The 24,382-nt window shown below is 68.5% G+C and carries 10 protein-coding genes and 1 tRNA gene (1 of these 11 running past the window's edge); 6 read left to right on the top strand and 5 right to left on the bottom strand.

The window, feature by feature from the left end; all coding sequences use genetic code 11:
* Positions 1-359: 359 nt before the first annotated feature.
* The gene (locus tag F5544_RS22805; protein WP_167475077.1) at positions 360-608 is read left to right on the top strand and encodes a hypothetical protein; all 249 of its coding nucleotides are present in this window, start codon (positions 360-362) and stop codon (positions 606-608) included.
* 5 nt (positions 609-613) lie between these two features.
* Positions 614-976 (top strand): DNRLRE domain-containing protein, encoded by a 363-nt coding sequence (locus F5544_RS22800; RefSeq protein ID WP_167475076.1) that lies wholly within the window; start codon positions 614-616, stop codon positions 974-976.
* Between the two features lie 295 nt (positions 977-1,271).
* On the opposite strand, the gene F5544_RS22795 is transcribed toward F5544_RS22800, so the two are convergent.
* Both F5544_RS22795 and F5544_RS22790 read right to left on the bottom strand, forming a co-directional pair.
* Entirely contained in the window at positions 1,272-1,667 is a 396-nt protein-coding gene (locus F5544_RS22795; protein WP_167475075.1) for a HEAT repeat domain-containing protein, read from the bottom strand.
* A 29-nt stretch (positions 1,668-1,696) separates the two neighbouring features.
* Positions 1,697-2,278 carry a polymorphic toxin type 24 domain-containing protein gene (locus tag F5544_RS22790; RefSeq protein ID WP_167475074.1) on the bottom strand — a complete coding sequence of 194 codons (582 nt, stop codon included), beginning with the start codon at positions 2,276-2,278 and terminating at the stop codon, positions 1,697-1,699.
* A 74-nt stretch (positions 2,279-2,352) separates the two neighbouring features.
* On the opposite strand from F5544_RS22790, the gene F5544_RS22785 reads away from it, so the two are divergent.
* Positions 2,353-2,685, top strand: coding sequence for an immunity protein TriTu family protein (locus F5544_RS22785; RefSeq protein ID WP_167475073.1), 333 nt, complete (start codon positions 2,353-2,355; stop codon positions 2,683-2,685).
* 460 nt (positions 2,686-3,145) lie between these two features.
* On the opposite strand, the gene F5544_RS22780 is transcribed toward F5544_RS22785, so the two are convergent.
* Positions 3,146-3,230 (bottom strand) — tRNA-Leu (locus tag F5544_RS22780).
* A gap of 122 nt (positions 3,231-3,352) precedes the next feature.
* Positions 3,353-4,225 carry an NAD(P)-dependent oxidoreductase gene (locus F5544_RS22775; protein WP_167475072.1) on the bottom strand — a complete coding sequence of 291 codons (873 nt, stop codon included), beginning with the start codon at positions 4,223-4,225 and terminating at the stop codon, positions 3,353-3,355.
* Between the two features lie 144 nt (positions 4,226-4,369).
* Here F5544_RS22775 and F5544_RS22770 point away from each other — a divergent pair, with 144 nt between their 5' ends.
* Complete coding sequence (locus F5544_RS22770) at positions 4,370-4,726, top strand: winged helix-turn-helix transcriptional regulator (RefSeq protein ID WP_167475071.1); 357 nt, start codon at positions 4,370-4,372, stop codon at positions 4,724-4,726.
* Positions 4,727-4,785: 59 nt separating this feature from the next.
* Positions 4,786-5,517 carry an arginase family protein gene (locus F5544_RS22765; protein ID WP_167475070.1) on the top strand — a complete coding sequence of 244 codons (732 nt, stop codon included), beginning with the start codon at positions 4,786-4,788 and terminating at the stop codon, positions 5,515-5,517.
* 409 nt (positions 5,518-5,926) lie between these two features.
* Here the strand turns inward: F5544_RS22765 and F5544_RS22760 are convergent, their stop codons facing one another.
* Complete coding sequence (locus tag F5544_RS22760) at positions 5,927-6,499, bottom strand: GNAT family N-acetyltransferase (protein WP_167475069.1); 573 nt, start codon at positions 6,497-6,499, stop codon at positions 5,927-5,929.
* Between the two features lie 353 nt (positions 6,500-6,852).
* Here F5544_RS22760 and F5544_RS22755 point away from each other — a divergent pair, with 353 nt between their 5' ends.
* A protein-coding gene (locus F5544_RS22755) for a type I polyketide synthase (protein ID WP_167475068.1) crosses the window boundary here: on the top strand, positions 6,853-24,382 show its 5' portion. The gene runs 3,815 nt beyond the window's last position; 17,530 of the gene's 21,345 nt are visible here — the first part of the coding sequence; it begins with the start codon at positions 6,853-6,855; its stop codon lies beyond the right edge, outside the window.

Genomic DNA, 24,382 nt, shown 5'->3' with positions numbered 1-24,382 from the left:
CCACTCGGCGCGCGCCGGGGATTGCGGCGCGGCCTGCGCTGGGGCCGCCGTCAACAGTCCGGTTATCGCGACCGCGCCGGCCGCACGGGCAAGGGCTGATCCGCTTTGCTCGCCATCCGACTCCGATTCGGACGGCGGGTCGGTTGCGCCGCACCTCCGGGAGCGGTGCGGACGATATCGGCATCGGCTTGGGCGCCATGCCTACGGAATCGAGCAAAGATCGGATCCGGTCCCAGTGGAAGGCGGCCGGGCGGCGGGACGGTCCCGGACAGTCCCGGACTGGGGAGCGCCGCCGGGTCCAGCGTGAATTATGCTGCGCGAGCAGGGATTTAGATGATTACCCGGGAGATGAGAGTGCGATGCCGGGCCACGCGGATGGTGATCGGGACGGAGTGGATCCGAGCGTTGTCACCACCGCGACAGAGTTCGTCGATGCCCTTCGGCGGCTGCGCGGCTGGAGCGGCCTGACCGTTCGGCAGCTGGAGAAACGGGCGGCGTGCCAGGGCGACAAACTGGCCCGGAGCACCTTGGCCGCCGCGCTGAGCCGGGACGCGTTACCTCGCAATGCGACGGCGCGGCGGGAAGCAGTGAGAAGCGCATCCTGCTGAAGTTCGTGCTCGACGGTCTGCCGCCCGGTTCCTGTGTGCGGGACGCGCACCTGCGGCTGTGGTCGAAAACCCAGCGAAGCGCGGAGATCGGGTTCGTCCTGCACGGGCTCGATCCGGATGGCTGGGATCACGGGACGGCGAACTGGGAGACACAACCGCGCACCGGACCGGTCCTCGCCACGGCACAGGGCGCCCCGGCCGGGGCATGGGTGAACTTCGATCTGACGGGCACCGTGCGCGCGAACGCCGGTTACGCCTTCGCACTGCACAGCACCGGCAGTGCGGGCGGCTATTTCGCGTCGCGTGAGGACACCACCCTCGAACATCCCGCGGAATTGGTCGTCGAGCACACCCGGTGCCCGCGCTAGACGTTTGCCATAACACGCTGTGACAGAAGGTAGTTCAGCGATGCAGCCCGCCGCGGCTCTCGTTCATTCGTCACCCGACACCGCCGCAGTCTTCAGCGCCGGCACGGTGGCCGCAATCGCCTGCTTCGCCAACGACATTCGTGACGCCCACCCCACAGACCCCGCCTGGTGGGACATCTGCGACGTACCGCGCCTGATCGGAATCAATCTGCCGACAACGCACGCTCGGTAGCGCCGCGGGGACTCGGTTTAGGCCGACGAGCAGGTCAGAGGTTGCGGAGGGCGAAACGAACGTCTATTTCGGATTGTGATGTCCCATATAGTTTTCGACATCGATCAGTCCAGCACGGAAATCAGGCGACTCCTCAGAGGCGACGAGCGCTCTGGCGATACGCAGGATCGGCACCTCTCCTAGAGCCTCGAGCTCCTCCAGCTTGTACATGATGTAGTCGGCGTCCGGGTCGTCCGCCGTCCGTCCGAGCTCTTCGATGACCGCTCGGACCCCGCCATTTCCGCCGCGTCGGGCCAGCATCTCGGCCGCGTCCACCATCACCGTGACGTTTTGATCACGCAACATTTCCGTCAATCGGTGGAATGCATCTGGCTGATCAATCCGTCGACCGAGGGCCTGCACCGCGTCGACTCTATTGCCCGTGTCGGCACTCCGCGACATGGCCAGCAACTCGTCCAAATCACTCCCACTTTGTTGATCTTGGCTCACTACGGGATCTCCTCTGGCGTGGCCGGTCGAACGGTGTCTGGCTTTGTCTGACCGAAGTATTCCCCTGTCTTCGGATTCTGGTTCTTCTGCACCTCGACGACATGCGGTGTCGGGATTTCTTGGCCCGTATTCTTGTCGTAGTGCGCTTTCCCGGTCAGGTCGACGCGCTTCGTGGCAATGCCGTCCTCGTCGAAATACGTGTAGTTGGTGATATTGCCGTTCGCGTCCTTCTTGACCATATAGGTATTCGGCTGGCCTTTCGTCGGCAGCATCCGGTCGGTGCAAACCTGCGCGTTGTCAAGGTTGTCTTTGAGCGGCTTCTTCGCCTTACGCCAGTTCTTTAGTTTCTCCGCGAGTTTGGTCGTGAGATCTTTGATGCGCTGGATGGTTTCTTTCGTCTTCGTGGTCGCGCGCTCGATCTTCACGGCGACGCGAAGTTTCGCCGCTTTGACGGCGGTCTTGATCAGGTCGGCGAACTTGTCGATGATTTTGGCGACCTTGGAAACCTCGGCTGTTCCTAGACGCCCGATGGCGATGAGAGCTGGACACGCAGGTTCCCGGGCCGAACTCGATGCAGGCACGGCTGGCGCAAAAAGCGCGGCGAGCCCCCACCATCGCTCCCGCCCGCGAAAAACATTGAGTGGCTGATGGAGAAATGATGGCTGGCAACGAGAACCTGCTGGACACGCTGCGCGCGTGGACCGACGAGAATGAGCTGACGCTTGCGGCGCGCGGCCTGGCGCTGACTCTGACGGCGGCACCGGCGGATCGGCCTAAGCCTGCGCTGTGGCTCGCGATCGACAGTGAGGATGCTGTTGGGCAGCTAACCATATGGGCCAGCGGCGAAGCGGAGTTGGAGTGTGCCGCCGTTGCGACTGGCGAGGCGCGACGGGAGCACCGCGATTCGGGTTCACCCGCCGAGACGCGTGCGGCCGCGGCGGCGCTGGTCGCCTGGATCGAGGGGATGGCCGGGAACACGGCACGGTGAAGTTAGCCCCAGTCCCTCGCGGTGACGCCTCGCAGGCCTCGATCGAGACAGGACTTCGTTGGGTCCATTAGGCGCGTCTGGTCGCAGGTCCTGACCTCGCTGCGAACTGATTGAAGCGCAAATCGCTGCGATCGAGGCGAAATCCGTTGCAGACCATAGGATGAGCCGAGAAGAAATCCAGCAAATGGTCGACTGCCTCGGTGGACTGCTGGCGATCCTGCAAGCAGCCGATCTCGCCGACAAACTCGAGATCTAAAAGCACCCTGGGCTAGAAACAGGTCGCGGGCCGGTCGGGATGCCGGAGTGACGTGGCAACGGAATAGCGGACCACGCTCCCTTGAAGGGGGGCCGGGGGGCGAAGCCCCGCCGGGCGGGGCGTGGGGGCTGCGCCCCCACAAAAAGGTACGAAACGAGAACCGGCTCACGCTCTGTGTGAGCATGAGCCGTCCATCGAGTGGAGTGTCCGGAGGGGGACTTGAACCCCCACGCCCTATAACGGGCACTAGCACCTCAAGCTAGCGCGTCTGCCATTCCGCCACCCGGACCTGTGGTACTCGAGAAGATTATCCGATCGGTCGGCCTGGACCAAATCACGGGCTGATCGGGCGGTTTGGGCGGTTGGACCGGTGTCGCGCGCGGCTGGGGTGGCCGCGCGCGACGGATTCGGTCAGGCGAGGGCTTCGATGGTGTGTTCGAAGGCTTTGCGGCCGTCGCCGTCGGCGATCTGACGGTCGATGAGGTTCTGTACTTGGCCGATGATGTCGACGCGGACGCCGGCGTCGCGGCCGGCCCGGACGATGGCGTCGACGGCCGGTTTGTGGAATTCGATCGGCTGGAAGATCTGCGATTCGTAGTCGCCGGAGTCGATGGTTGCGGCGTATCCGGGGATGAGCTGGGCCATGGCGGTTACCCAGGCGACGGCTCGTTCGGCGAATTCGGTGATCGGGACGCCGGCGGTGCGCAGCATGGCCGCGCCTTGGAAGAATCCGGCGAACATCCCGTACATGTTCGTGAGCAGCGCGAAATCGTACATCGCGGCGAGTCCGGCATCGGTGCCGAAATAGTCTGCGGCGCCGAACAATTCGAGGGTTTCGCGGTTGTCTTCGAAGACGGCTGTCACGCCGCTGTACAGGATGGTCGAGCCGGGCTGGCCGATCATGGCGGGTACGGCCATGATGCCGCCGTCGAGGTAGGCGATTCCGTTGTCGGCGGCCCATGCGGCGAGCGCGCGGGATTCGTCAGGGGTGGTGCTGGTCAGGTTGACGACTTGTCTGCCGCGCAGTTCGGCGGCCACCGGTTCGAGGGTCTGTGTCACCGACGCATGGTCGGAGAGCACGACGAATACGATGTCACCGGCGCGCACCGCCTCGGCGACGGTGGCCGCGCGGGTCGCGCCTGCGGCGACGAGTTCGTCGGCCTTGCTCTGGGTCCGGTTCCAGACGGTGGTGGGGCGGTCGCCCTTCAGCAGGGCCGCCGCCATGGCCGCGCCCATCGGGCCGAGGCCGAGGACCGTCACCGAGGTCTGTGTGGTGTCCGGCATTGCCGATTCAACTCCTTAGGGGTGGAAATTGTGGTGGTCAGCGCGCTGAATCCAAGATTGGTCTTTGCCGGTCGGCTGGACAAGTACCTACTATCTGGTCTGGTACTTACCGGGTGGTTTGTGAGCAGGCAGCGAGGTCGGGCGATGGGTGCGAAGAGATGCGGGCCATATTTCTGCGGGATCGATGCGGCGATGGATGTGGTAGGCGGCAAGTGGAAGTCGCTGATTCTGTGGGAGCTGGAGCGCAACGGGGTGCGGCGCTTCGGCGAACTGCGGCGCGGGCTGCCGGGGGTGTCGGAGAAGATGCTGATCCAGCAGCTGCGGGAGTTGGAGGAGGACGGCATCGTCGACCGCGAGGTGTACCGGGAGGTTCCGCCGCGGGTGGAGTATCGCCTCACCGAGGTCGGTGTCGCGCTCAATGCGGCGTTGGTGCCGCTGTCGGATTGGGGTAGGCGGCGCATCGAGCGCATCGGTGCGGATCGGGTTCACTTGTCCGCCTGAGCGATTCGGCGGCGAAAAGCGGCTGCCCGGCAGCCGGGTGCCGAATTAGGCTGGCGCCTATGCGTTTTCTCGTGCCGTACCACCTTGACGAATCGCGGCCGGAGCTGGACGCTCCGCTCACCGCGGACGCCGTGCTGACCGTCGACCTGCCGGAGACCGAAGATCGTTGGGCCAGAATGGCGGTCGTCTACGAGTCGGTCGCGGCGCGGGTGGCGGAGTCGGCGCGCCGCGGGGAGCGCCCGGTCGTGATGGCGGGCGATTGCACCACCGCGCTGGGCACGGTCGCCGGGTTGCAGCGCGCCGGACTCGACCCGGCGGTGGTGTGGTTCGACGCGCACGGCGACCTGCAGACGTTGGAGACGACCACATCCGGCTATCTGGGTGGACTGCCGTTGCGGATGCTGGTCGGCTATGGGCGGCCGCTGGTCGCGGACCGCATCGGGCTGCGCGACGTCCCGGAGTCGCGGGTCGTACTCACCGACGCTCGCGACCTGGACCCGGCCGAGGTCGATTACCTGAAGACGGCCGAGGTTCGGCGGCGGCCGGTGACCGATCTCGGCGAGCTGCCGGACGGCCCCATCTATCTGCACATCGACTTCGACGTGATCGATCCGGAGGAACTGCCGGGGCTGATGGTGCCCGCGCCGGGCGGTCCCGGCCTGCGCGCGGTCACCGCGGCGGTCGGGCGGGTGCTGGACACCGGTCGGGTCGCGGCCGTCGGCTTGGCCTGCACGTGGCACGACGGGGTCGGCGCGGCGGAGCGGGTGCGGTCGGTGGTGGAGCTGCTCTGATCGGTGGTCGTGCTGATCCGGCGGTGGCAGTCCGGACGGGTACCGGTGGATCGGCGAACCGGAGCCGGGCACGGCATCTGCCGCTCGGCCCGCCGCACCGAACGATACGGCGGCGTCCGGCCGAAACGGCGATTTCCCAGCTGGACAACGGAATTCCGTGAATCAGAGTGTCGCCCGCGCGGCGATGCTCGCCGAGTTGTCGGTGCCGCGGTCATCCGTATAAGTGCCGGGACGGCCTGGGCGGCAGTATGACTCGTGTTCGGCCTCGGCCCGGGAGCGGGGTCGACTTGTGAAAAATCCTGCCGACGTCTGCGGCAAGCCGCTCGAAAGATAGCAATATGTAATGAATTTCGAGGCTGAGCCGCTACACGTGAACTCCGCCCAATTTGGGCAAAGTGCACAAACAGGGTCAGTGTGCGACCTTGGCGTGCAGGTGCATATCGTGCCAGCCGTCGGCGTGCATGGCGGCCGCGCGCTTTACGCCCTCGAGTGCGAAACCGGTCTTCTCGGCGACGCGGCAGGAGGCGGGGTTGTGTACCGAATGATTGAGTTCGATTCGGTGGAAACCGATTTCGTCGAAGGCCCAGCCGGTGACGGCGTCGACGGCCCGCGGTACCACGCCGCGACCGCGGGCATTCGGCATTGCCCAGTAGCCGATTTCGGCCGATGCGTCGCGAATGCTGAAGCGGCGCAGGCCGATCCGTGCGGCGAAGGTGTCGCCATCGATGACCGCCCACAGCGCGTCGGTACCCGCGGTCCAGCCCTGTAGCCACTCCTCGATGAGCTTGCGGGCGTCGTCCTCGGTGTCGACGAGGCGGTTGTGCCACTGTCGCGTCACCGGATCGGTGTAGGCGATGAGGACATCCGGCGCGTCATCGGCGCGGAACGGCCGCAGGAGGAGGCCGTCTTTCGTGCTGAGCGTGGGTTGCGCTGTGCGCCTGAGCTTTTCGACGTCGACGAGACCAGGTACGCGGACAGCCATGTTTCAGATTCTGCCGCTCCGCGAACCGCTTGTCGATAGGTTCGCGGAATGCGTTGGGACACAGCCGTATGCATGACACGACGGGATGATCCTATGGTTTGCTTCTGGATAACTGAGCCGACTTCGGCGGTTGATGCTCCGAACCCGTTGGGCCGCAATGGATATCTGTAACCCGAAGTCCGTTGCGAATCATGCAAGGGTGAATCTTCGATTCCGGCAACATCATTTGATCTTGATCAAACTACCTGTAGGTAACTTTGGTTACTTTTGTGCACACGGCCTGCAATTGACGACGTCATCGCGGCGTCGTACTGTTCGCTGTCACAAAGTTGCAGATGTGATGGGCAGCACAGATGTCAGATGATGGGGTCGAGCTACGGGGGATGTTGACGCGGGCGCTGCGTCGGATTCAGGTGTTGGAATCCGAGCGATGCGCGTCGCACGAGCCGGTTGCTGTGATCGGAATCGGGTGCCGGTTACCGGGTGGCATCGATGGGCCACGCGGATACTGGGAGCTGTTGTCGTCGAGCCGCGACGTCATCGTCGACGTACCCGAAACACGTTGGCCTAGAACAGGTTACGTCGACGATCGGATGACCCGCCGGGCCGCGCTGCTGAGCGCGCCGCTGGACGAGATGGATGTCGAGTTCGCGGGGATCGCGCCGCGCGAGGCGGCGGCGATGGATCCGCAGCAACGCTTGGTGCTCGAAGTTGCCTGGGAGGCGCTGGAAGACGCGGCGCTGCCGCCCGCGAGCGCGGTGCGGACCGGTGTCTTCCTCGGGGTGAGCTGGCAGGAATACCAGCGCACCATCACCCCTGACGGGGCGCGTTCGGTGGATGCGCACACGCTGACCGGAACGATGCCGAGCATCCTCGCCGGGCGGGTCGCGTACCAGCTCGGCCTGCGCGGACCGGCCGTCGCGCTGGATACCGCGTGCTCGTCGTCGCTGGTCGCGGTGCATCAGGCGATCAACAGCCTGCGGGCGGGGGAGTGCGAGACGGCGCTGGCGGGCGGGGTGAACCTGCTGCAATCCGAGCTGACCTCGGCGGCGCTGGCCAGGATGGGCGCGCTCTCCCCGGACGGTCACTGCAGGCCCTTCGACGCGCGGGCGAACGGATACGTCCGCGGCGAGGGCGCGGGAATCGTTGTGCTGAAACGGCTTTCGCGCGCCATCGCGGACGGTGACGAGATCAGGGCGGTGCTGCGCGGCTCGGCGGTGAACCACGACGGCCGCTCGATGGGGCTCACCGCGCCCAATCCGGTGGCGCAGCGTGAACTGCTGCGCGCCGCACTGACCGATGCCGGTTGCGACGCCGCGGAATTGGACTACGTGGAGACCCACGGCACCGGAACACCGCTCGGCGATCCGATCGAGATCGAAGCGCTGGCACAGGTATTCGGCGCGGTCCGGGCCGACGGGACGCACTGCCTGCTCGGTTCGGTGAAATCGCGTATCGGCCACCTCGAGGCGGCGGCGGGTATCGCGGGACTGATCAAGGTGGTGTTGCAACTGCAGCACGGACGTATCCCGCGCCAGTACGGTTTCGAAACGCTGAATCCGAAGATCGCACTGGACGGTACGGCGCTGAGGGTGCCGACCGATGACGTCGAATGGGCGCCGTCGCAGCGCCCGCGGGTGGCCGGGGTGAGCTCGTTCGGGTTCGCCGGAACCAACGCACACGTGGTGGTGGCCGCGGCGCCGGACCCGCCGATGCAGATGGCGTCGGAGAATCCGGCGTTGCTTGTGCTTTCGGCGCGGACGTCAACCGCACTCGACGTACTCACCGAACGCTATGCCTCAGAGTTATCCGACAGCAATCTGCCTGTCGCCGATATCGCGGCCACCGCGGCCCTCGGCCGCACGCATTTCGGGCACCGCCGCGCCGTCGTCGCACGGACCGCCGCCGAGGCGGCGCAACTGTTGCGCGCGCCGCGAGCCGGGTCGGTGGCCGCGGCACAACCTCGGGTGGCGATGCTGTTCACCGGGCAGGGCGCGCAGTACTCGGGTATGGGTTCGGCTTGGTACCAACGGTATCCGGCATTCCGTGCCGCAGTGGACGAGTGCGATGAGCTGCTCGGCGAGCTGCCGGGCGGGTGGCGGGTGCGGTCGCTGCTGTGCGAGGCCGACGATGCGGTGCTCGCCCGGACCGAATACGCCCAACCAGCGCTTTTCGCCTTCGAACTAGCCTGTGCCCGGCTGTGGGCCGCGTTGGGGGTCCGGCCCGATGTAGTGCTCGGGCACAGCCTCGGCGAACTCGTGGCGGCGACGGTCGCGGGCGCGCTGACGGTCGCGGAAGGTTTGCGAATAGCCGCCGTGCGCGGGCGGATGATGCAGGCCGCGCCGCGGCCGGGCACATTGGCCGCGGTCTTCGGCGATCCGGCCGAATTCGCCGATGTGCTGGACGAATTGGCGCCGACACTGGCGGTGGCGGCGGTCAACACCCCGGAACAGTTCGTGGTCTCGGGCGTCGAGGACGCGGTGCGCCGGTTCCGGGAGGTGGCGCAGCGGCGGGAGGTTCGGTCGGTCGCGCTGCCGGGTGCGACGGCATTCCATTCACCGCTGCTCGATCCGGTGCTCGACCAGTTCACCGCGGCGATCGCGGAGCTGGCGCCCGGGGCCAGGACGCCATCGATTCCGTTGATCTCCAACGTCATCGGTGCGTTCGGCGGGCCACTTGACGCCGACTACTGGCGGGCGCACGCCCGTGGTACGGTGCGATTCGCGGAGGGGCTGCGCACGCTCGCCGAATTCGGCGTCGACGCCGCGATCGAGGTGGGCCCGCATCCGGTGCTGCTGGAGTTCGGGCAGCAGGCCGGAATATCGGCGCGATGGGTGCCGAGCCTGCGCCGGTCGGTGACCGACGACTCCGTGCTCTTGTCCGGGGTGGGGGAAATGTATTGTGCCGGAGCAGATATCGAATGGTCCGCGCTGATTCCGAGTGGAGCGCGGCGGCGTAACGGGCTGCCGACCTATCCGTTCGAGCGGGAGCGTTTGGCGGTCCCGGGAGCCGCCCCGGTGCAACTTTTTGCCGAGGCGTCGGTGACGAGCACCGCATATCTCGGCGAACATCGTTACCGCGGCACCCCGGTGGTCCCCGGCGCCTATCTGGCGTTGTCGGCGTTGCGGGCGGCCGGGGGATTCGCCCGCGAACTGGTCGATTTCGTTCTCACACAACCTGTTCCGCTCGATGAGCTGCGGGAACCGATCGCCGAGCGGGTGGGCGACAGGGTCGACATCCGGCTGGTGGTCGGATCGGATTCGGCCGCCGCGGTGATGGCTTCGGTGGTGCCGCAAACCGATGGCGCGGCCGGCCCCGACGATCTGGCGGAGGCGTTGCGCACCCACTCCGTATACACCGACACCGACGACTTCTACCGCCGTTGCGCCGCAGGGGGACTGACCTTCGGGCCGCGGTTCCGCTGGATCACCGAACTGCGCGCGGGCGCGGATACGCTGCTGGCCAGGCTCTCCCGGCCCGGTGAGCTGTCCGGTGCGGCCGATGCCGCGACCGTGTGCATGGTGGACGCGGCCATCCAGACCGGGCTGGCGCTCGTCACGGCGGGTGGGCCGGTGAACCGATTGCCCGCCGGTCTCGGACGATTGCGCCTGCATCGAGCGGAAAGCGTTGCGGCGGCATGGGTTCTGGCCGTACGGACCGGTACGGCGGTGCGCGTCACCATATTCGACACCGAGGGTGCGCGGATCTGTGAGGTGGAAGATCTGTGGTTCGGGCAGACCGACGCCGGGGCGACCGCTCCGGTACACGTCCAGGATTGGCGGGAATCGTCTGTGTTCGCCGCGGCGCGAGGTCCGGCAGCCTGGCTGGTGATCGGCGGACTTCCGGCGGCGGATCGGCTCGTGGCGGCCCTGCGGGCGGCGGGCGACGACGCGGTCGCCGTCGAGCCTGATGCGGCCGTGTCGGCGGTGCGTGGATCCGGTATTTCGGGTGGATCCGGTATTTCGGGTGGATCCGGTATTTCGGGTGGGTCTGGTATTTCGGGTGCATTCGATATGCCGGGCGTGTCGGGTATATCGGGTGCGTCGGCGCGCGCGGTTGTGTACCTGAGCAGCTTCGACGCGGGCGATGACGCGGGCGCGGCGGGCGCCGAAACCGAATCGGCCTTGAAGGTGGTTCGCGCGCTTGCGGAAACGGTCGATGCCGGACCTCTCTACCTCGTTACCGGCGGTGCCGTCGGGGTGTTGGACGACGAGCGAGTCCGGCCCACGGCGGCCGCGCTGTGCGGGCTGGCGGCGGTGGTGCGCACCGAACTTCCCGAACTCGGCTGCCGGTTGGTCGACCTACCCACGGGAGCGAATGTCGCGGACCGTCGTCTCGTCGGCGAACTACGCTCCGGTGCAACCGATCCCGTTGTCGCGCTGCGTGGCAAGCGGCGATACGTGCCGGAGCTGACCGCGGGGGCGGCGCAGGAAACTGCCGAATTGGACCGTGCCGGTGCGTATCTGGTCACCGGCGGGCTGGGCGCACTCGGTTCGGCGACGGCGCGGGTGCTTGCCGAGGCGGGGGCCGGGACACTGGTGCTGGCCGGACGGCACGAACCCGATGCGCGGGCGGCGGCGGCGATCCGCGAGATCACCGCGCTCGGGGCGCGGGTGGAGACGGTGCGGCTGGATGTCGCGGACCGAGTCGCGCTGTCGGCGTTATTCGCTCGGTTCGGCGCCGACCTGCCGCGGCTCGCGGGCGTCGTGCACTGCGCCGGTGTGCTCGACGACGCGCTGCTGATGGATCAGGGCGCGGACCGGGTACGGCGGGTGTTCACCGGGAAAGCGTCCGGCGCATGGCATCTGCACGAGCTCACGGCGGAGCTCGACCTGTCGATATTCGTGCTCTTCTCGTCGGCGAGCGCCCTCGTCGGCACCGCGGGACAGGCGAATTACGCTGCCGCGAACGCATATCTGGACGGGCTCGCCCGGATGCGTTCTGCGAACGGTCTCGCGGCGTTGAGCATTCAGTGGGGTCCGTGGTCCGGAACCGGTATGGCCGCAGCGCTCGGTGATACGGCTCGCCGTGCGTGGGAGCGGCACGGTGTCGCGGAACTTGCAGTCGATGCGGGGTTGCGGGCACTGCGAGCGCTGCTGGGGGCGTCAGGGGTTGTCGCGGTATTCCCAACTGCTGCTGGGGGTTTGGTGGACATCGCTGCGGTGGGTCGCGCCGGTGCTGTGGTTGGCGATGGACCGCTCGGCGGTGCGGCGGTTGATGGTGTGGCGGTTGGTGGTTCCGTTGCTGGCGGTGTCGAGGTCGGTGGTGGGTCGATCAACGCCGCCGTGGCTGGTGGTGGCGTGGCCGGTGGTGGTGCTGCGGCTGGTAGTCGCGCTGGTGTCGTGGTTGGCGATGGAATGCTGGGCGGCGCGGCGGCTGGTGGTCTGGCGGTTGGTGGTTTCGTTGCTGGCGGTGTTGAGGCCGGTGGTGGGCCGATCAACGCAGCCGCGGCTGATAGTCGCGCGGCCGGTGGTTCTGCTGCGGCTGGTGGGTCGGCGGTCGGTGGTGGTGCTGCGGCTGGTGGGTCCGCGGTCGGTGATGCTGCGGTGGCTGGTGGTCGCGGGGTCGGTGAAGCTGCCGCGGGTGATGGTCGCGCGGTCGGTGTTGTTGCGGCGAGCGGTGCCGCGAGCGAAAGCGTCGGGATCGGGGATTCCGCGGTCGACGGTGCGGCGCTCGATGACATTCTTCCGGTAGTGCGCGCGCTGGCGGCGAAGGCGCTCGGGCGGACGACTCCGGTCGCCGATGGGGTGCCGCTGCGTGAGCTCGGACTGGATTCGATGCTGGCGGTGGAACTTCGGAACAGTCTGGCCGCCGATCTCGGTATGCGGTTGCCCGCGACGCTGTTGTTCGATCATCCGACGGTGGCCGGTGTCGCGGCCGAAATCGTCCGGCTCCGGCCGGGTGCGGCGGCTGAAGCCGATTCGGGTGCGTCGCTTCGAAAGGCAGTGGCACGCAGTGCAACTGAGCATCGAGCGCAAGAAGACGCGAACGATGCGATCGCTATCGTCGGCATGGGCTGCCGGTATCCGGGCGGCGTGCGCGGGCCCGCGGATCTGTGGCGGCTGCTGATCGCGGAAACCGATGCGGTGACGGAGGTTCCGGCGGAACGGTGGGATGTCGATGCCTACTTCGACGCCGATCCGGATGCCGAGGGCAAAACGTATACGCGCTGGGGTGGATTCGTCGACGGCGTGCGGGATTTCGATGCGGGCTTCTTTGACATCTCCGTAGGCGAGGCCCGGATGCTGGACCCGCAGCAGCGGCTGCTACTCGAAACCTCGTGGGAGGCATTGGAACAGGCGGGGTATCCGGCGCAGCGGCTGGCGGGCAGCCGGACCGGGGTGTTCGTCGGCATCATGTCGAACGATTACGCCGAGCGGATGGCGCGGGCCGATGTGCCGCCGAATGCCTGGTTCGGCACCGGGAATCTGGCGAGTGTCGCATCGGGCAGGCTGTCGTACTTCCTCGGCCTGAACGGGCCGAGCCTCACGGTCGACACCGCATGTTCGTCGTCGCTGGTCACCGTGCATTTGGCGGTGCAGAGCCTGCGGCGGGGTGAATGCGATCTGGCGCTGGCCGCCGGTGCCACCGTGGTGCTGACGCCGTCCCTGGATATCTACTTCGCACGGGCGCGCGGCCTGGCCGCCGATGGCCGGTGCAAGAGCTTCGATGCGCGGGCGGACGGCGTCGTCTGGAGCGACGGTGCGGGAACGCTTGTGCTGAAACGTCTTTCGGACGCACGCCGAGATGGTGACCGGGTGCTCGGTGTGATCCGCGGCGCCGCGGTGAATTCCGACGGGCGCAGCCAGGGCCTGAGCGCGCCGAACGGTCCCGCGCAGGAACAGGTCATCCGATCCGCCCTTGTTGACGCCGGACTGTGGCCCGGGGATATCGATTATGTGGAGGCGCACGGGACCGGCACCGCGCTCGGTGATCCGATCGAGGTCAATGCGCTCGCTCGGGTGCTGGCCACCGACCGCACCGCCGAGCGGCCGCTGTGGATCGGTTCGGTGAAATCGAATCTCGGACATACCCAGGCGGCGGCCGGGATCGCGAACATCATCAAGGTCGTCGAGTCCATGCGGCACGGGCGGATTCCGGCGTCGCTGCACTACCGATCCGGTAATCCGCATATCGACTGGGATGAGATCGGCGTGCGGGTAGTCGCGGCGGAGCGCGCTTGGCCCCGCGGGGACCGCCCGCGGCGCGCCGGGGTGAGCTCCTTCGGCATCAGCGGCACCAATGCCCATGTGCTGCTGGAGGAGGCGCCCGAGGCGGATGCGCCGCGCCGCGATCAGAGCGGTCCGCACCTGCTGGCATTGTCCGCGAAAAGCGCTGCCGCGCTATGTGAGCTCGCGGACCGATACGCGGAACATGTTGGGACGCAGGAGAATAGCGGTCTCCATGATCTGTGTGCGTCGGCGAACGTCGGACGCACCCACTTCGCCGAGCGGGTGGCCATCGTCTTCGACACCGTGGCGCAGCTGAGCGCCGCGCTCGGCCGGGTGGTGGCGGGTGATGTGGCGCCCGGGACGGTGGTGAATTCCGCGGCGGCCGCGCCGACCTTGCTCGAGACAGCCGAGCGTTACCTGGGCGGTGGCGAAATCGACTGGGCTGCGATGTATCCCAGGGACAGCTGGCGGCCGGTTGAGCTGCCGACCTATCCGTTCCAGCGCAAGCGGCACTGGCTGGAGCTCGCGGCCCGATCCGAAATCCGGCATACGCTGCCGATCGGTCCGGCGATGTTCGATGGGCACGAATTGCAGGGTATGCCAACAGTTCCGGCGGGCTGGCTGATCAGCCGTTCGGCGCGGCTGGCGGCCGAGCTGCCGGGTGCGCGGAGCTGGCTGGTGTCCGGTCTTCGGCTGCTGGAGCCGATCACGGTGCGGGCCGACGGTGCGTTGCGGGTCCGGCTGACGGCTGACGGCGATGGCTATTCGGTGGAATTCGGCGACGGCGCAACGATTTACGCGCGGGCGGCACTGCGCGCGGCGGCCGGTTCACCCGAAATTGCCGCACCGGCTGCCACCGTGGCCGACGGGGAGCCATGGCGGGAGTACTACGACCGCCTGTCCGGACACGGCCTCCGGCTCGGTGCGGACTACCGGTGTGGGGTGGCCGCGGCGCGGATCACCGCCACCGAGTCGGAAACGCTGCTGCGGACCGCGGCGGACGGGGCCGAGGCGATTCTGCTGGACGGATGCCTACACAGCCTGGTGTTGGCGGCGGATGGGCCGGATCGAATGTATTTGCCGGTCGCTATCGATCGTGCTCAATTGTTCGGTCCGGAGATAGTCGGCGGTACTACAGTGCGCTGCCGGGCGCGGGTCACCGAGCGGTCCGATCGGGTCATCGTCGGCGATGTCACGATGATCGACGAATCCGAGCGGGTACTTGCCGTTCTCACCGGCGCCTGTCTGGTTGCCGCGGATACCGGCCCGGGCGATGCGCCGGTTTCCGGCGCGGAGACGGACCGTCGAGTGGACCGGCTGCTCCATCACATTTGCTGGGAGCCAACGGAATCCGGCCGCGAGTACGCGGAAGTCCAGCGGTGGGTGGTCTTCGCCGACGGGGTCGTCGGCACGGCGGTGGCCGCGGGTCTGGCGGCGCGGGCGGACGTGGTCGTCGTGCGGCCGGAAGACGTGTCCGACGAATTGCCAGTCGGCGACGGTCGGCCACCGGGAATCGTCTACGCGTGGACGGACGGACCGGCGCAAGTGCGGATCGCGGGCGCGCTCCGGTTGATCCGAATGCTCGTCGAGACCGGATGGCGCAGCGTGCCCCTGTACGTGGTAACGCTTGGCGCTCAGGCTGTTTCGGCCAGCGATCGACCGGATCCGGACCAGGCGCTGCTCTGGGGTCTGGGCCGGACTCTCGCCACCGAACATCCGGAATTGGCTTCGCGGCTGGTGGATCTGGAAGCCGGGGCGCCGGTTGACGGAATGCTTGTCGCGGCCGGGATAGCGGGCGGATTCGGCACACGGGAGTTGGCGGTGCGCGACGGACGTTGGCTGGCGGCCCGTTTGGCCGATGGACTGCCCGCCGATGCCGCCAATTACCGATTGCTGGCTGATCGATCCGGCGCGCTCGAACTCTTGCGAAACGTGCCTGCCGAACGCGTCGCACCCGGGCCCGGTGAGGTCGAAATCGCCGTTGCCGCAACCGGACTCAATCGACGTGATATCTGGCTCGCCCTCGGCACGCACCCAGAATCGCCCGCCCCGCTCGGTGCGGAGTGCGCGGGCCGGATCAGCGCTGTCGGCCCGGATGTCACCGGTTTGGCGGTCGGCGACCGGGTGGTCGCACTCGCGGAGGGCAGTTTCGCCCGGTACGTCACCGTCGACCGGCGGCTGGTGGCACCGCTGCCCGGCCGGCTGTCCTTCGCCGAGGGCGCGACGCTGCCGGTCGCCTTCACCACCGCCTGGTACGGGCTGTTCGATATCGGCGGGCTGCGGTCGGGACAGCGGGTGCTGATTCACGCGCGTGCCGACGAAATCGGCATGGCCACAGTGCAATTGGCACGGCACGCGGGTGCGGTGCTATTCGCGCCGCCGGCACTGTGCCGATGGGCGGCGACCGCGGGTATCGATGTGACGGAACTGCCTACCGCCGTAGCCGCCTGGACGGTCGACGGAGTGCGCAGGCATACCGGCGGGGCGGGCATGGACGTGGTCGTCGACGCGCTCGCGGGCAACCTGACCGGGAACGCCCCCGGCATACTGGCCGACGGCGGCCGGTTCGTCAATCTTGCCGACCCCGCGCAGATTTCCGCCGGCCACGACGCCGACCGGCCGATTGATCCAGCTTTTATCGACCGTGCACGCTTGGGCGAGATCCTGCGGACCGTGCTGACGCTGTTCGGGCGCGGCGCGCTCGCGCCGCCGCCGCACACGCCGTGGCCGTGCGCCGCCGCGGCGACCGCGTTCGACGCCATGCGACGGTACGACGTCGCGGCCCGGCCGGTCCTGCTGGCCGAGGCGGCTCCCGCGCCGCGGTTCGGCGCGGACGGAACCTATCTCGTCACCGGCGGCTTCGGCGGACTCGGCGGCGCGGCGGCGCGCTGGCTGGTCGACCGCGGGGCGCGCAGGCTGGCGCTGGTCGGCCGTCGCGGGCCGGACACGGGCGGGGTTCGACTAGTGGAATCGCTACGTGCACAAGGTGTTCGGGTGTCGGAGCACCGGGTGGATGTGGCTGACCGGGCCGCGGTCGTCGCATTACTCAGCGGCATAGCCGAATCTGGACCACTGCGCGGTGTGATCCATTGCGCGGGCGTACTGGACGACGGGGTGTTGACCGACCAGACGCCGTCCCGGTTCGAATCCGTACTAGGGCCGAAATATCGTGCGGCACAACATCTCGACGAGCTCACCCGCGGCCTGCCGCTGGAGCTGTTCGTCGTCTACTCCTCGGTCGCCGGTGTGCTCGGCACACCGGGGCAGGCGAATTACGCGGCGGCGAACGCGGCGCTCGACGCGCTCGCCGCGCGGCGGCGCGCGGACGGGTTGCCGGGGCTCAGCATCGCCTGGGGGCCGTTCGGGGATGTCGGAATGGCCGCGGGCCGCCCGGAACTGACGGCATATCTGGATCGGCGCGGCCTGCCCGCGCTTCGGGTGACCGACGCCGCCGCGGCGCTGGACCGGTTGGTGCCGCTCGGTGTGGCGACCGCTGGCGTATTCGATTTCGCCGAGCAGCGTTGGTACCGAGCAGGTTCCGCCGAGGCGACCACGAAAGACCATTCATCGGAGAGCGTTTCGCTGTCCGATACCAGAGTGACACCGGACGAACCGGTAGTGAGCGGTACGACTATGGGGAACGGCGCAGCCGGACACGGACATTCGACGAGCGAACGGGCGACGGAGGACACCGCCCCATGGGAGGAGCTGGTCCAGCGGGTCACCATGCGGGTGCTGGACCGGACCGCGCCGCTGGACCCGGAACAGCCGCTGCACGACAGCGGGGTCGATTCGCTGACCGGGATGGAACTGCGGACCGCGCTGATCGCCGAGTCCGGCACGCCGTTGCCGGTGAGCCTGGTGTTCGACTACCCGACCGTGCGTGAGATCGCGAAGCTGTTGCGGCGCAAGGGCGTCGAGGTGGCGGCGCCCGGCGCGAATTCGCCGGTGGAGCCATCGATTTCGCACGAGCCGCAGGTCCGGGCCGTTACGCCGGTAGTGTCGTCGGTTCTGCCTGAGCCGCAGGTCCAGGCCGTTACGTCGGTGGCGTCGTCGGTTTCGCCTGAGCCGCAGGTCCAGGCCGTTATGCCGGTGGCGTCCTCGGTTTCGCCACCGCTGCGGGTTCAGGCCGCTATGCCGGTAGATGCCGAGCCGCAACCGGCTGCGATGTTGAGCTCGGCTGTGGTCCCGGCCGAACCCGAGGTTGCCGACGATCCGATCGTCATCGTCGGTATGGCGTGCCGGTTTCCCGGCGGTGTCCGAACCCCGGAGGAGTTCTGGGAGCTGCTGTGGTCGGGTCGGGACGCGATCAGCGAGGTGCCGCCGCAGCGGTGGGATGTCGAGGCGTTCTACGATCCGGATCCGGCCGCGCTCGGCCGCATGTACAGCCGGTGGGGCGGATTCGTCGACGGCGCGGACGAATTCGACGCGGCGTTCTTCGGTATCGGCGACGCCGAGGCCAGGGCGATGGATCCGCAGCAGCGGTTGCTGCTGGAGACGAGCTGGGAGGCGCTGGAGCGGTCGGGGCGCGCGCCGGGCGAGCTTGCGGGCAGCCGGACCGGCGTGTACGTCGGCCTGTGCTTCAGCGAGTATCCCGGAACACCCACGCTGGCAACGGATCCCACCGCGATCGGGGCCTACTCGGTGCTCGGGGCCGCGCCGAGCGTCGCGGCCGGACGGGTCGCGTACGCGCTCGGACTGCATGGTCCCGCCGTGACTCTCGATACGGCCTGCTCGTCCTCACTGGTCGCGTTGCAGTCCGCGGAAGACGGATTACGTGCCGGGCGTTGTGATCTCGCGCTGGTCGGCGGCGTCAACCTACAGCTGGCGCCGGAGACGACGATAGGGTTCAGCCGGCTGTCCGCACTGTCGCCGGACGGCCGGGTCCGGGCCTTCGCCGCCGACGCGAACGGCTACGTGCGTGCCGACGGCTGTGGTGTGCTCGTGCTGGAACGACTTTCGGTGGCGCGCCGCAACGGCGATCGCGTACTCGCCGTGGTGCGCGGCGTCGCGGTGAACCACGACGGCAGGTCGAACGGCCTGACCGCGCCGAACGGGCCCGCGCAGCAGCGGGTGATCGGCGATGCGCTGACCCGGGCCGGAATTCGGCCGTCCGATGTCGACTATGTCGAAACACACGGCACTGGAACGCCTTTGGGCGACCCGATCGAGGCGGCCGCGCTGGCGGAGGTTTACTGCGCCGGACGGCAGGCGCCGCTGCTGATCGGCTCGGTGAAGACGAATATCGGGCACGCCGAGGCGGCGGCCGGGGTCGCGGGTGTGATCAAGGCCGTACTCATGCTGCGGCACGGGCAGATTCCGCCGAGCCTGCACTTCGATAAGCCGAGCCCGCATATCGACTGGGCGCGAACGTCGCTGGAGGTCGTGCGCACCGCGCGGGCCTGGCCGCAGACCGGCAGGGCGCGCGTCGTCGGCGTCAGCTCGTTCGGGATGAGCGGCACCAATGCGCACGTGATCCTGGCGCAGGGGGATGCGGAACCGGCTCGCGCGGTGCGGGAATCCGGACCGCAGGTGATCCCGCTGTCCGCGCGCGACACCGCGGCGCTGGCAGCGGCGGCGGGCCGGTGGGCGGATGAATTGGCTAGTGCGCATGCCGGTTTCGGAGATCTGGCCTATACGGCGGCGGCCGGGCGATGCCATTTCGAGGAGCGGATCGCCGTGGTCGCGGCGAACGCGGGCGATGCGGCGCGGCAATTGCGCGCCATCGCGGCGGATCCGGCGCCGCGGGCCCGGGTCGAGCGGTCGGCGTCCCCGAAGGTCGGGCTGCTGTTCACCGGACAGGGCTCGCAGTATCCGGGGATGGCGCGCGGCCTGTTCGACACCGAGCCGGTATTCCGGCGGGCGCTGGCGGAATGCGATGCGCTGCTGGGGCCGATCCAGGACGGTATCGGTCTGGTCGACGCGCTCTACGGGTCACGCGGTGAACTGTTGCACCGCACCATTTTCACGCAGCCCGCGCTGTTCGCGGTCGAATGGGCGCTCTGGGAACTGTGGCGAGACCGGGGCATCGCGCCAGCCGCGGTCCTCGGGCACAGCGTCGGCGAGTACGTCGCGGCATGCGCGGCCGGGGCGCTTTCGATGGCGGACGGTCTGCGGCTGGTCGCCGCGCGCGGCCGGATGATGCAGCGGCTGCCCGACGGCGGCGGCATGCTGGCCGTCGAGGCCGGAGCCGATTCGGTCGAACCGTTGCTCGCACGGTACGTTTCGGTTGTCGTCGCCGGATCGAACGGCCCGGCGCAGATCGTCGTCGCCGGACCGGACACCGAACTGGAACGGCTGCGAATAGAGCTGGCGGACAATGGTATTCGAGCGGTTCCGCTCGACGTGTCACATGCCTTCCACTCGCCGCTGATGGAGCCGATTCTCGGCGAGCTGGCCGCGGCGGCCCGCGGGATCGCGTTCACGGAACCGAAGATCCCGCTCATCTCGAATCTCACCGGCGCACCGATGGTTCCCGGCGAGCTGAGCGCGGAGTACTGGGCGCGGCACGCGCGGCAGCCGGTCAGATTCGCGGAGGGGCTGCGTGCGCTCGCCGGGCTCGGTATCGGGACCTTCCTCGAAATCGGGCCGCAGCCGGTGCTTTCCGCACTGGGGCGGCGGACGGTCGAAACCGGCGCCCGTTTCGTCGCCACACTGCGGCGCGGCCACGACGACCGCGAAACGATGGCCGAGGCGCTGGCCGAACTGTATGTGGCCGGGGTGCGGGTGAATTGGGAGCGGGTGCACGGCCCGCACGGGCGGCGCCGGGTGCTGGCGCCGACTTATCCGTTCCAGCGCAAACGTTTTTGGATCGAACGCGCCGAGCGGGCAGCCGATTCGGAAGCATCTGTTCAAACCGGGGCCGCCGCAAGAGAATTCACCGAAACACTCGGCCCTGGCACGCCCGCGTACCTTGCGGATCATGTGATCGGGGATGCGGTGACGGTACCGGCGGCCTGGTACGTCAGCGCGATAGCCGCGATGTCCCGGCGGGTAAACGCGGCCACGCATGTGACGATCGAGGATCTCGTCATCGCGACGCCGCTACTGCTGACCGGCACCCACCGCGTCGGCATTCGATTCGAGGCGCGGCCCGACGGTTTCGCGGTGACCGTGTCCGACGGCGGCGACCAGCCCAACGTGCGCGGCCGGATCAGCAAGGGCGAGAGCATCATTCGATCGGCGGACGACCTGGACCTGTCGGCGGCGCTGCGGCGGTGCCACGGTTGGATCCCCGGCCCGGAATTCTACGAGCGGCTCGCCGATGCCGGACTGCGCTACGGACCGGCCTTCCAACGGGTGGTCGACGTCCGGACCGGCGAGCGGGAAGCCGTTGTGACGCTGTCGGATCCGGATACCGAGACCGGCGCGGAGATGCCGCATCCGGTGCTGCTGGACGCGGCGTTCCAGGCCACTGTCGCCGCGATCCCGGCGGAATCGGCGGATGCGACGTGGGTGCCGGTGGCGATCGACCGGGCGGCGGTCCCGACGGGACGGATCAGCGCGCGCTACGGCCATGTGCGGGTGGTGACGTCGACGCCGCAGGTGTGCGTCGCCGACGTTCGACTACTCGACGAGAAGGGCGATCCCGTGCTGATCGCGACGGGATTGCGAATCATGCGAACCGCCGCCGGACAGCGGGACCGCGGCGAACCCGACGGCGTAGCGCACCAGCACCTCTATGAAATCACCTGGCGTGCAGCGGCTCCGGCGAGACGAGGCGTGGCTGCGGGACGCTGGCTGGTGATCGGCGCGACCGGTGGCCCGGCCGACATCATCGCTGCCCGGCTGCGAACCGCGGGCGCGGACTGTGTGCTCGCCCGGCCCGGCCGGAAATTCGGCGCAGTCGCGGATGGTTTCGAGGTGGATCTCTCCTCGCCCGCGGACACGAGGGATCTGCTCGGAACATTCAGCGGTTTGCGCGGGATCGTTTATGCGGCAGCGCTTTCCGAGGACGGCGCGGCGGTTCCCGACCGATCGATCCGCGAGGTGGTCGCGGCACTGCACCTCGTGCAGGCCGCCGCGGGCGCGGACCTGTGGCTGCTCACCCGCGATGCCCAAGCGGTCCGTCCGGTGGACCGGGTCGCGCCGGAACAGGCCGCGCTCTGGGGCTTCGCCCGTGCCGCGCAGCGGGAGCTCCGTGAAAACGGCTGCCGCATCATCGATTTGGATGATGAGGCGATCAGGAATCCGGACGGCCTGGTAGCCGCCATGCTCGACGGCGACGCGCCCCGCCAGCTCGCGCTCCGCGCCGGAGACCGACTGGTGCCGAGGCTGGTGGCGGCCCGGCCGCGCCGAGCCGGGCGCGATGCCGACGCGATCGCGGCGGTGAAATCCGGAACGGTGCTGATCGTCGGCGGGCTGGGTGGTATCGGGCTCGCGCTGGCGCGCAGGCTCGTCGAGCGGGGCGCGCGCCGGTTGGTGCTCGCGGGCCGGTCGGCGCCGAGCGCGGCGGCGGCCGACACCATCCTGGAGTTGCGCCGCCGGGGCGTGCACGTCGAAACCGTCGCGCTGGACGTCACCGATCGCGCCGCCGTCGCCGCCACCCTGGACCGCATCGATCGCGAACTGTCGCCGCTCGCGGGGGTGGTGCACCTCGCCGGTGTGATCGACGACGGTTCGGTGATCGAGCAGACGGCCGCGCGGGCCGGGGCGGTACTCGCGCCGAAAGCGCACGGCGCGTGGAACTTACACGAGCTGACCATGGCGCGATCCCCACGGTTCTTCGCGCTGTTCTCCTCGGCCGCGGGCGTGCTCGGCCAGCCGGGACAGTCGAATTACGCGGCCGCCAACGCCTTCCTGGACGGTTTGGCCGAATCGCGGCGCGCCGCCGGGCTTCCGGCGCTCTCGATCGCCTGGGGTCCGTGGGCGCGGACCGGGATGACGGACCGCCTGGACGAGCGCGCCGTCGACCACCTGGCCCGCCGTGGATACGGGCTGCTCACCACCGGTCAGGCCCTCGACATCCTGGAGCGGACACTGGAATCCGGATTCGACGGCGCGGTCGCTGGTGTGGCGCTGGACCTTACGAACCTGAGCGCCCCGGGCGCGGACGTGCCCGATGTCTTGCACGACATGGTGGAACCGGAGGAGATACCCGTAATAGCCTCCGGTGACGCGGATTTCGCGGCGGAGACGACCGAACTGGTGCGCCGGTGCGTCGGACTGGCCCCCGATGCGGACCTGGATCGCCCGCTGCACGAGCTCGGTTTGGATTCGGTGGCCGCCATCGAGATCCGCGACGAGCTGGCGCGGCGCAGCGGTCACCGGCTGCCCGCGACACTCGCCTTCGAATATCCGACTCCGCGAGCCATAGTTGGGCTGCTGACGAAGTTGGGCAGGGGTGCCGGGCAGCGGATTTCGGCGCAGGACCGCCCGGCCCGCGAGGCGGACGGACAGGTCGTGCCGGCCGAGGCGAACCACGGCGCGGACGTGGGCGCGGCACCACCGCGACCGGTCGCCGGTGGCGCGTCCGTGGCCGCCGAACCGCCGCGATCCACCGTCGGCGATATCGCGATCGTCGGTGTGAGCGGGCGCTATCCGGGCGCGCGCGATCTGGACGAATACTGGCGGGTGCTGATCGAGGGACGGGACTGCATCACCGAAATCCCGCGGGAGCGTTGGGACCAGTCGCGGTATTTCGATCCGGATCGCCATCACCCGTACACCGCGTATACCAAGTGGGGCGGCTTCCTAGACGACGTCGACCGTTTCGATCCGCTGTTCTTCGCCATCTCGCCGCGCGAGGCCGAAATCCTGGACCCGCAGGAGCGGCTTTTCCTGCAAACCGCTTGGGCCGCTTTGGAAGACGCCGGGCACACCAGGGCCGATCTGGCGCGCAGCGGGTTACGTCCCGAGGAGGCTGGCGTTTTCGTCGGGGTCATGTGGGGCACATACCAGATGTTCGGCGCCGAGGAGGCGAGGCTCGGCCGGGGCACGCTGCCCGGCTCGACGTTCTGGAGCATCGCGAACCGGGTGTCGCATGTGCTGGACTTCCAGGGGCCGAGCATGGCGATCGACACCGCGTGCTCCTCCTCGCTCACCGCGCTGCACCTGGCCTGCCAGAGCCTGCGGACGGGGGAATGCCGACTGGCTGTGGTCGGCGGCGTGAATCTGTCGCTGCACCCGTACAAATTCGTGGCGCTGAGCCAGGGCCAGTTCGCGTCGAGCGACGGTCGCTGCCGCTCGTTCGGGGCGGGCGGCGACGGATATGTGGCGGGCGAAGGGGTCGGCGCGCTGGTGCTGCGTCCCCTCGCCGATGCGGAGGCCGACGGCGACACCATCCACGCCGTCATCAAGGGCACCGCCGTGAACCACGGTGGCCGGGTGAACGGTTTCACCGTGCCGAATCCGAATGTGCAGGCGGCGGTGATCCGTTCGGCGCTGCGCACCGGCGGTGTCGATCCGGCGACGGTCTCCTACGTCGAGGCGCACGGCACCGGCACCGCGCTCGGCGATCCGATCGAAATCAACGGTCTGGCAAAGGTATTCGGTGACACCGAGCTGACGGAGCTGCCGATCGGTTCGGTGAAGTCGAATGTCGGACATCTGGAGGCGGCCGCGGGTGTCGCGGCGCTCACCAAGGTGCTGCTGCAACTGCGGCACGAGACCATCGTCGCGTCGCTGCACGCCGACCCGCCGAATCCGAATATCGATTTCGGCGCGACCCCGTTCCGCATCCCGGACCGGCCGCTGCCATGGCCGAGGGGCG

Source organism: Nocardia arthritidis, assembly GCF_011801145.1.
GTDB classification, from domain to species: domain Bacteria; phylum Actinomycetota; class Actinomycetes; order Mycobacteriales; family Mycobacteriaceae; genus Nocardia; species Nocardia arthritidis_A.
This window is presented reverse-complemented; position numbering and strand designations above follow the sequence as displayed.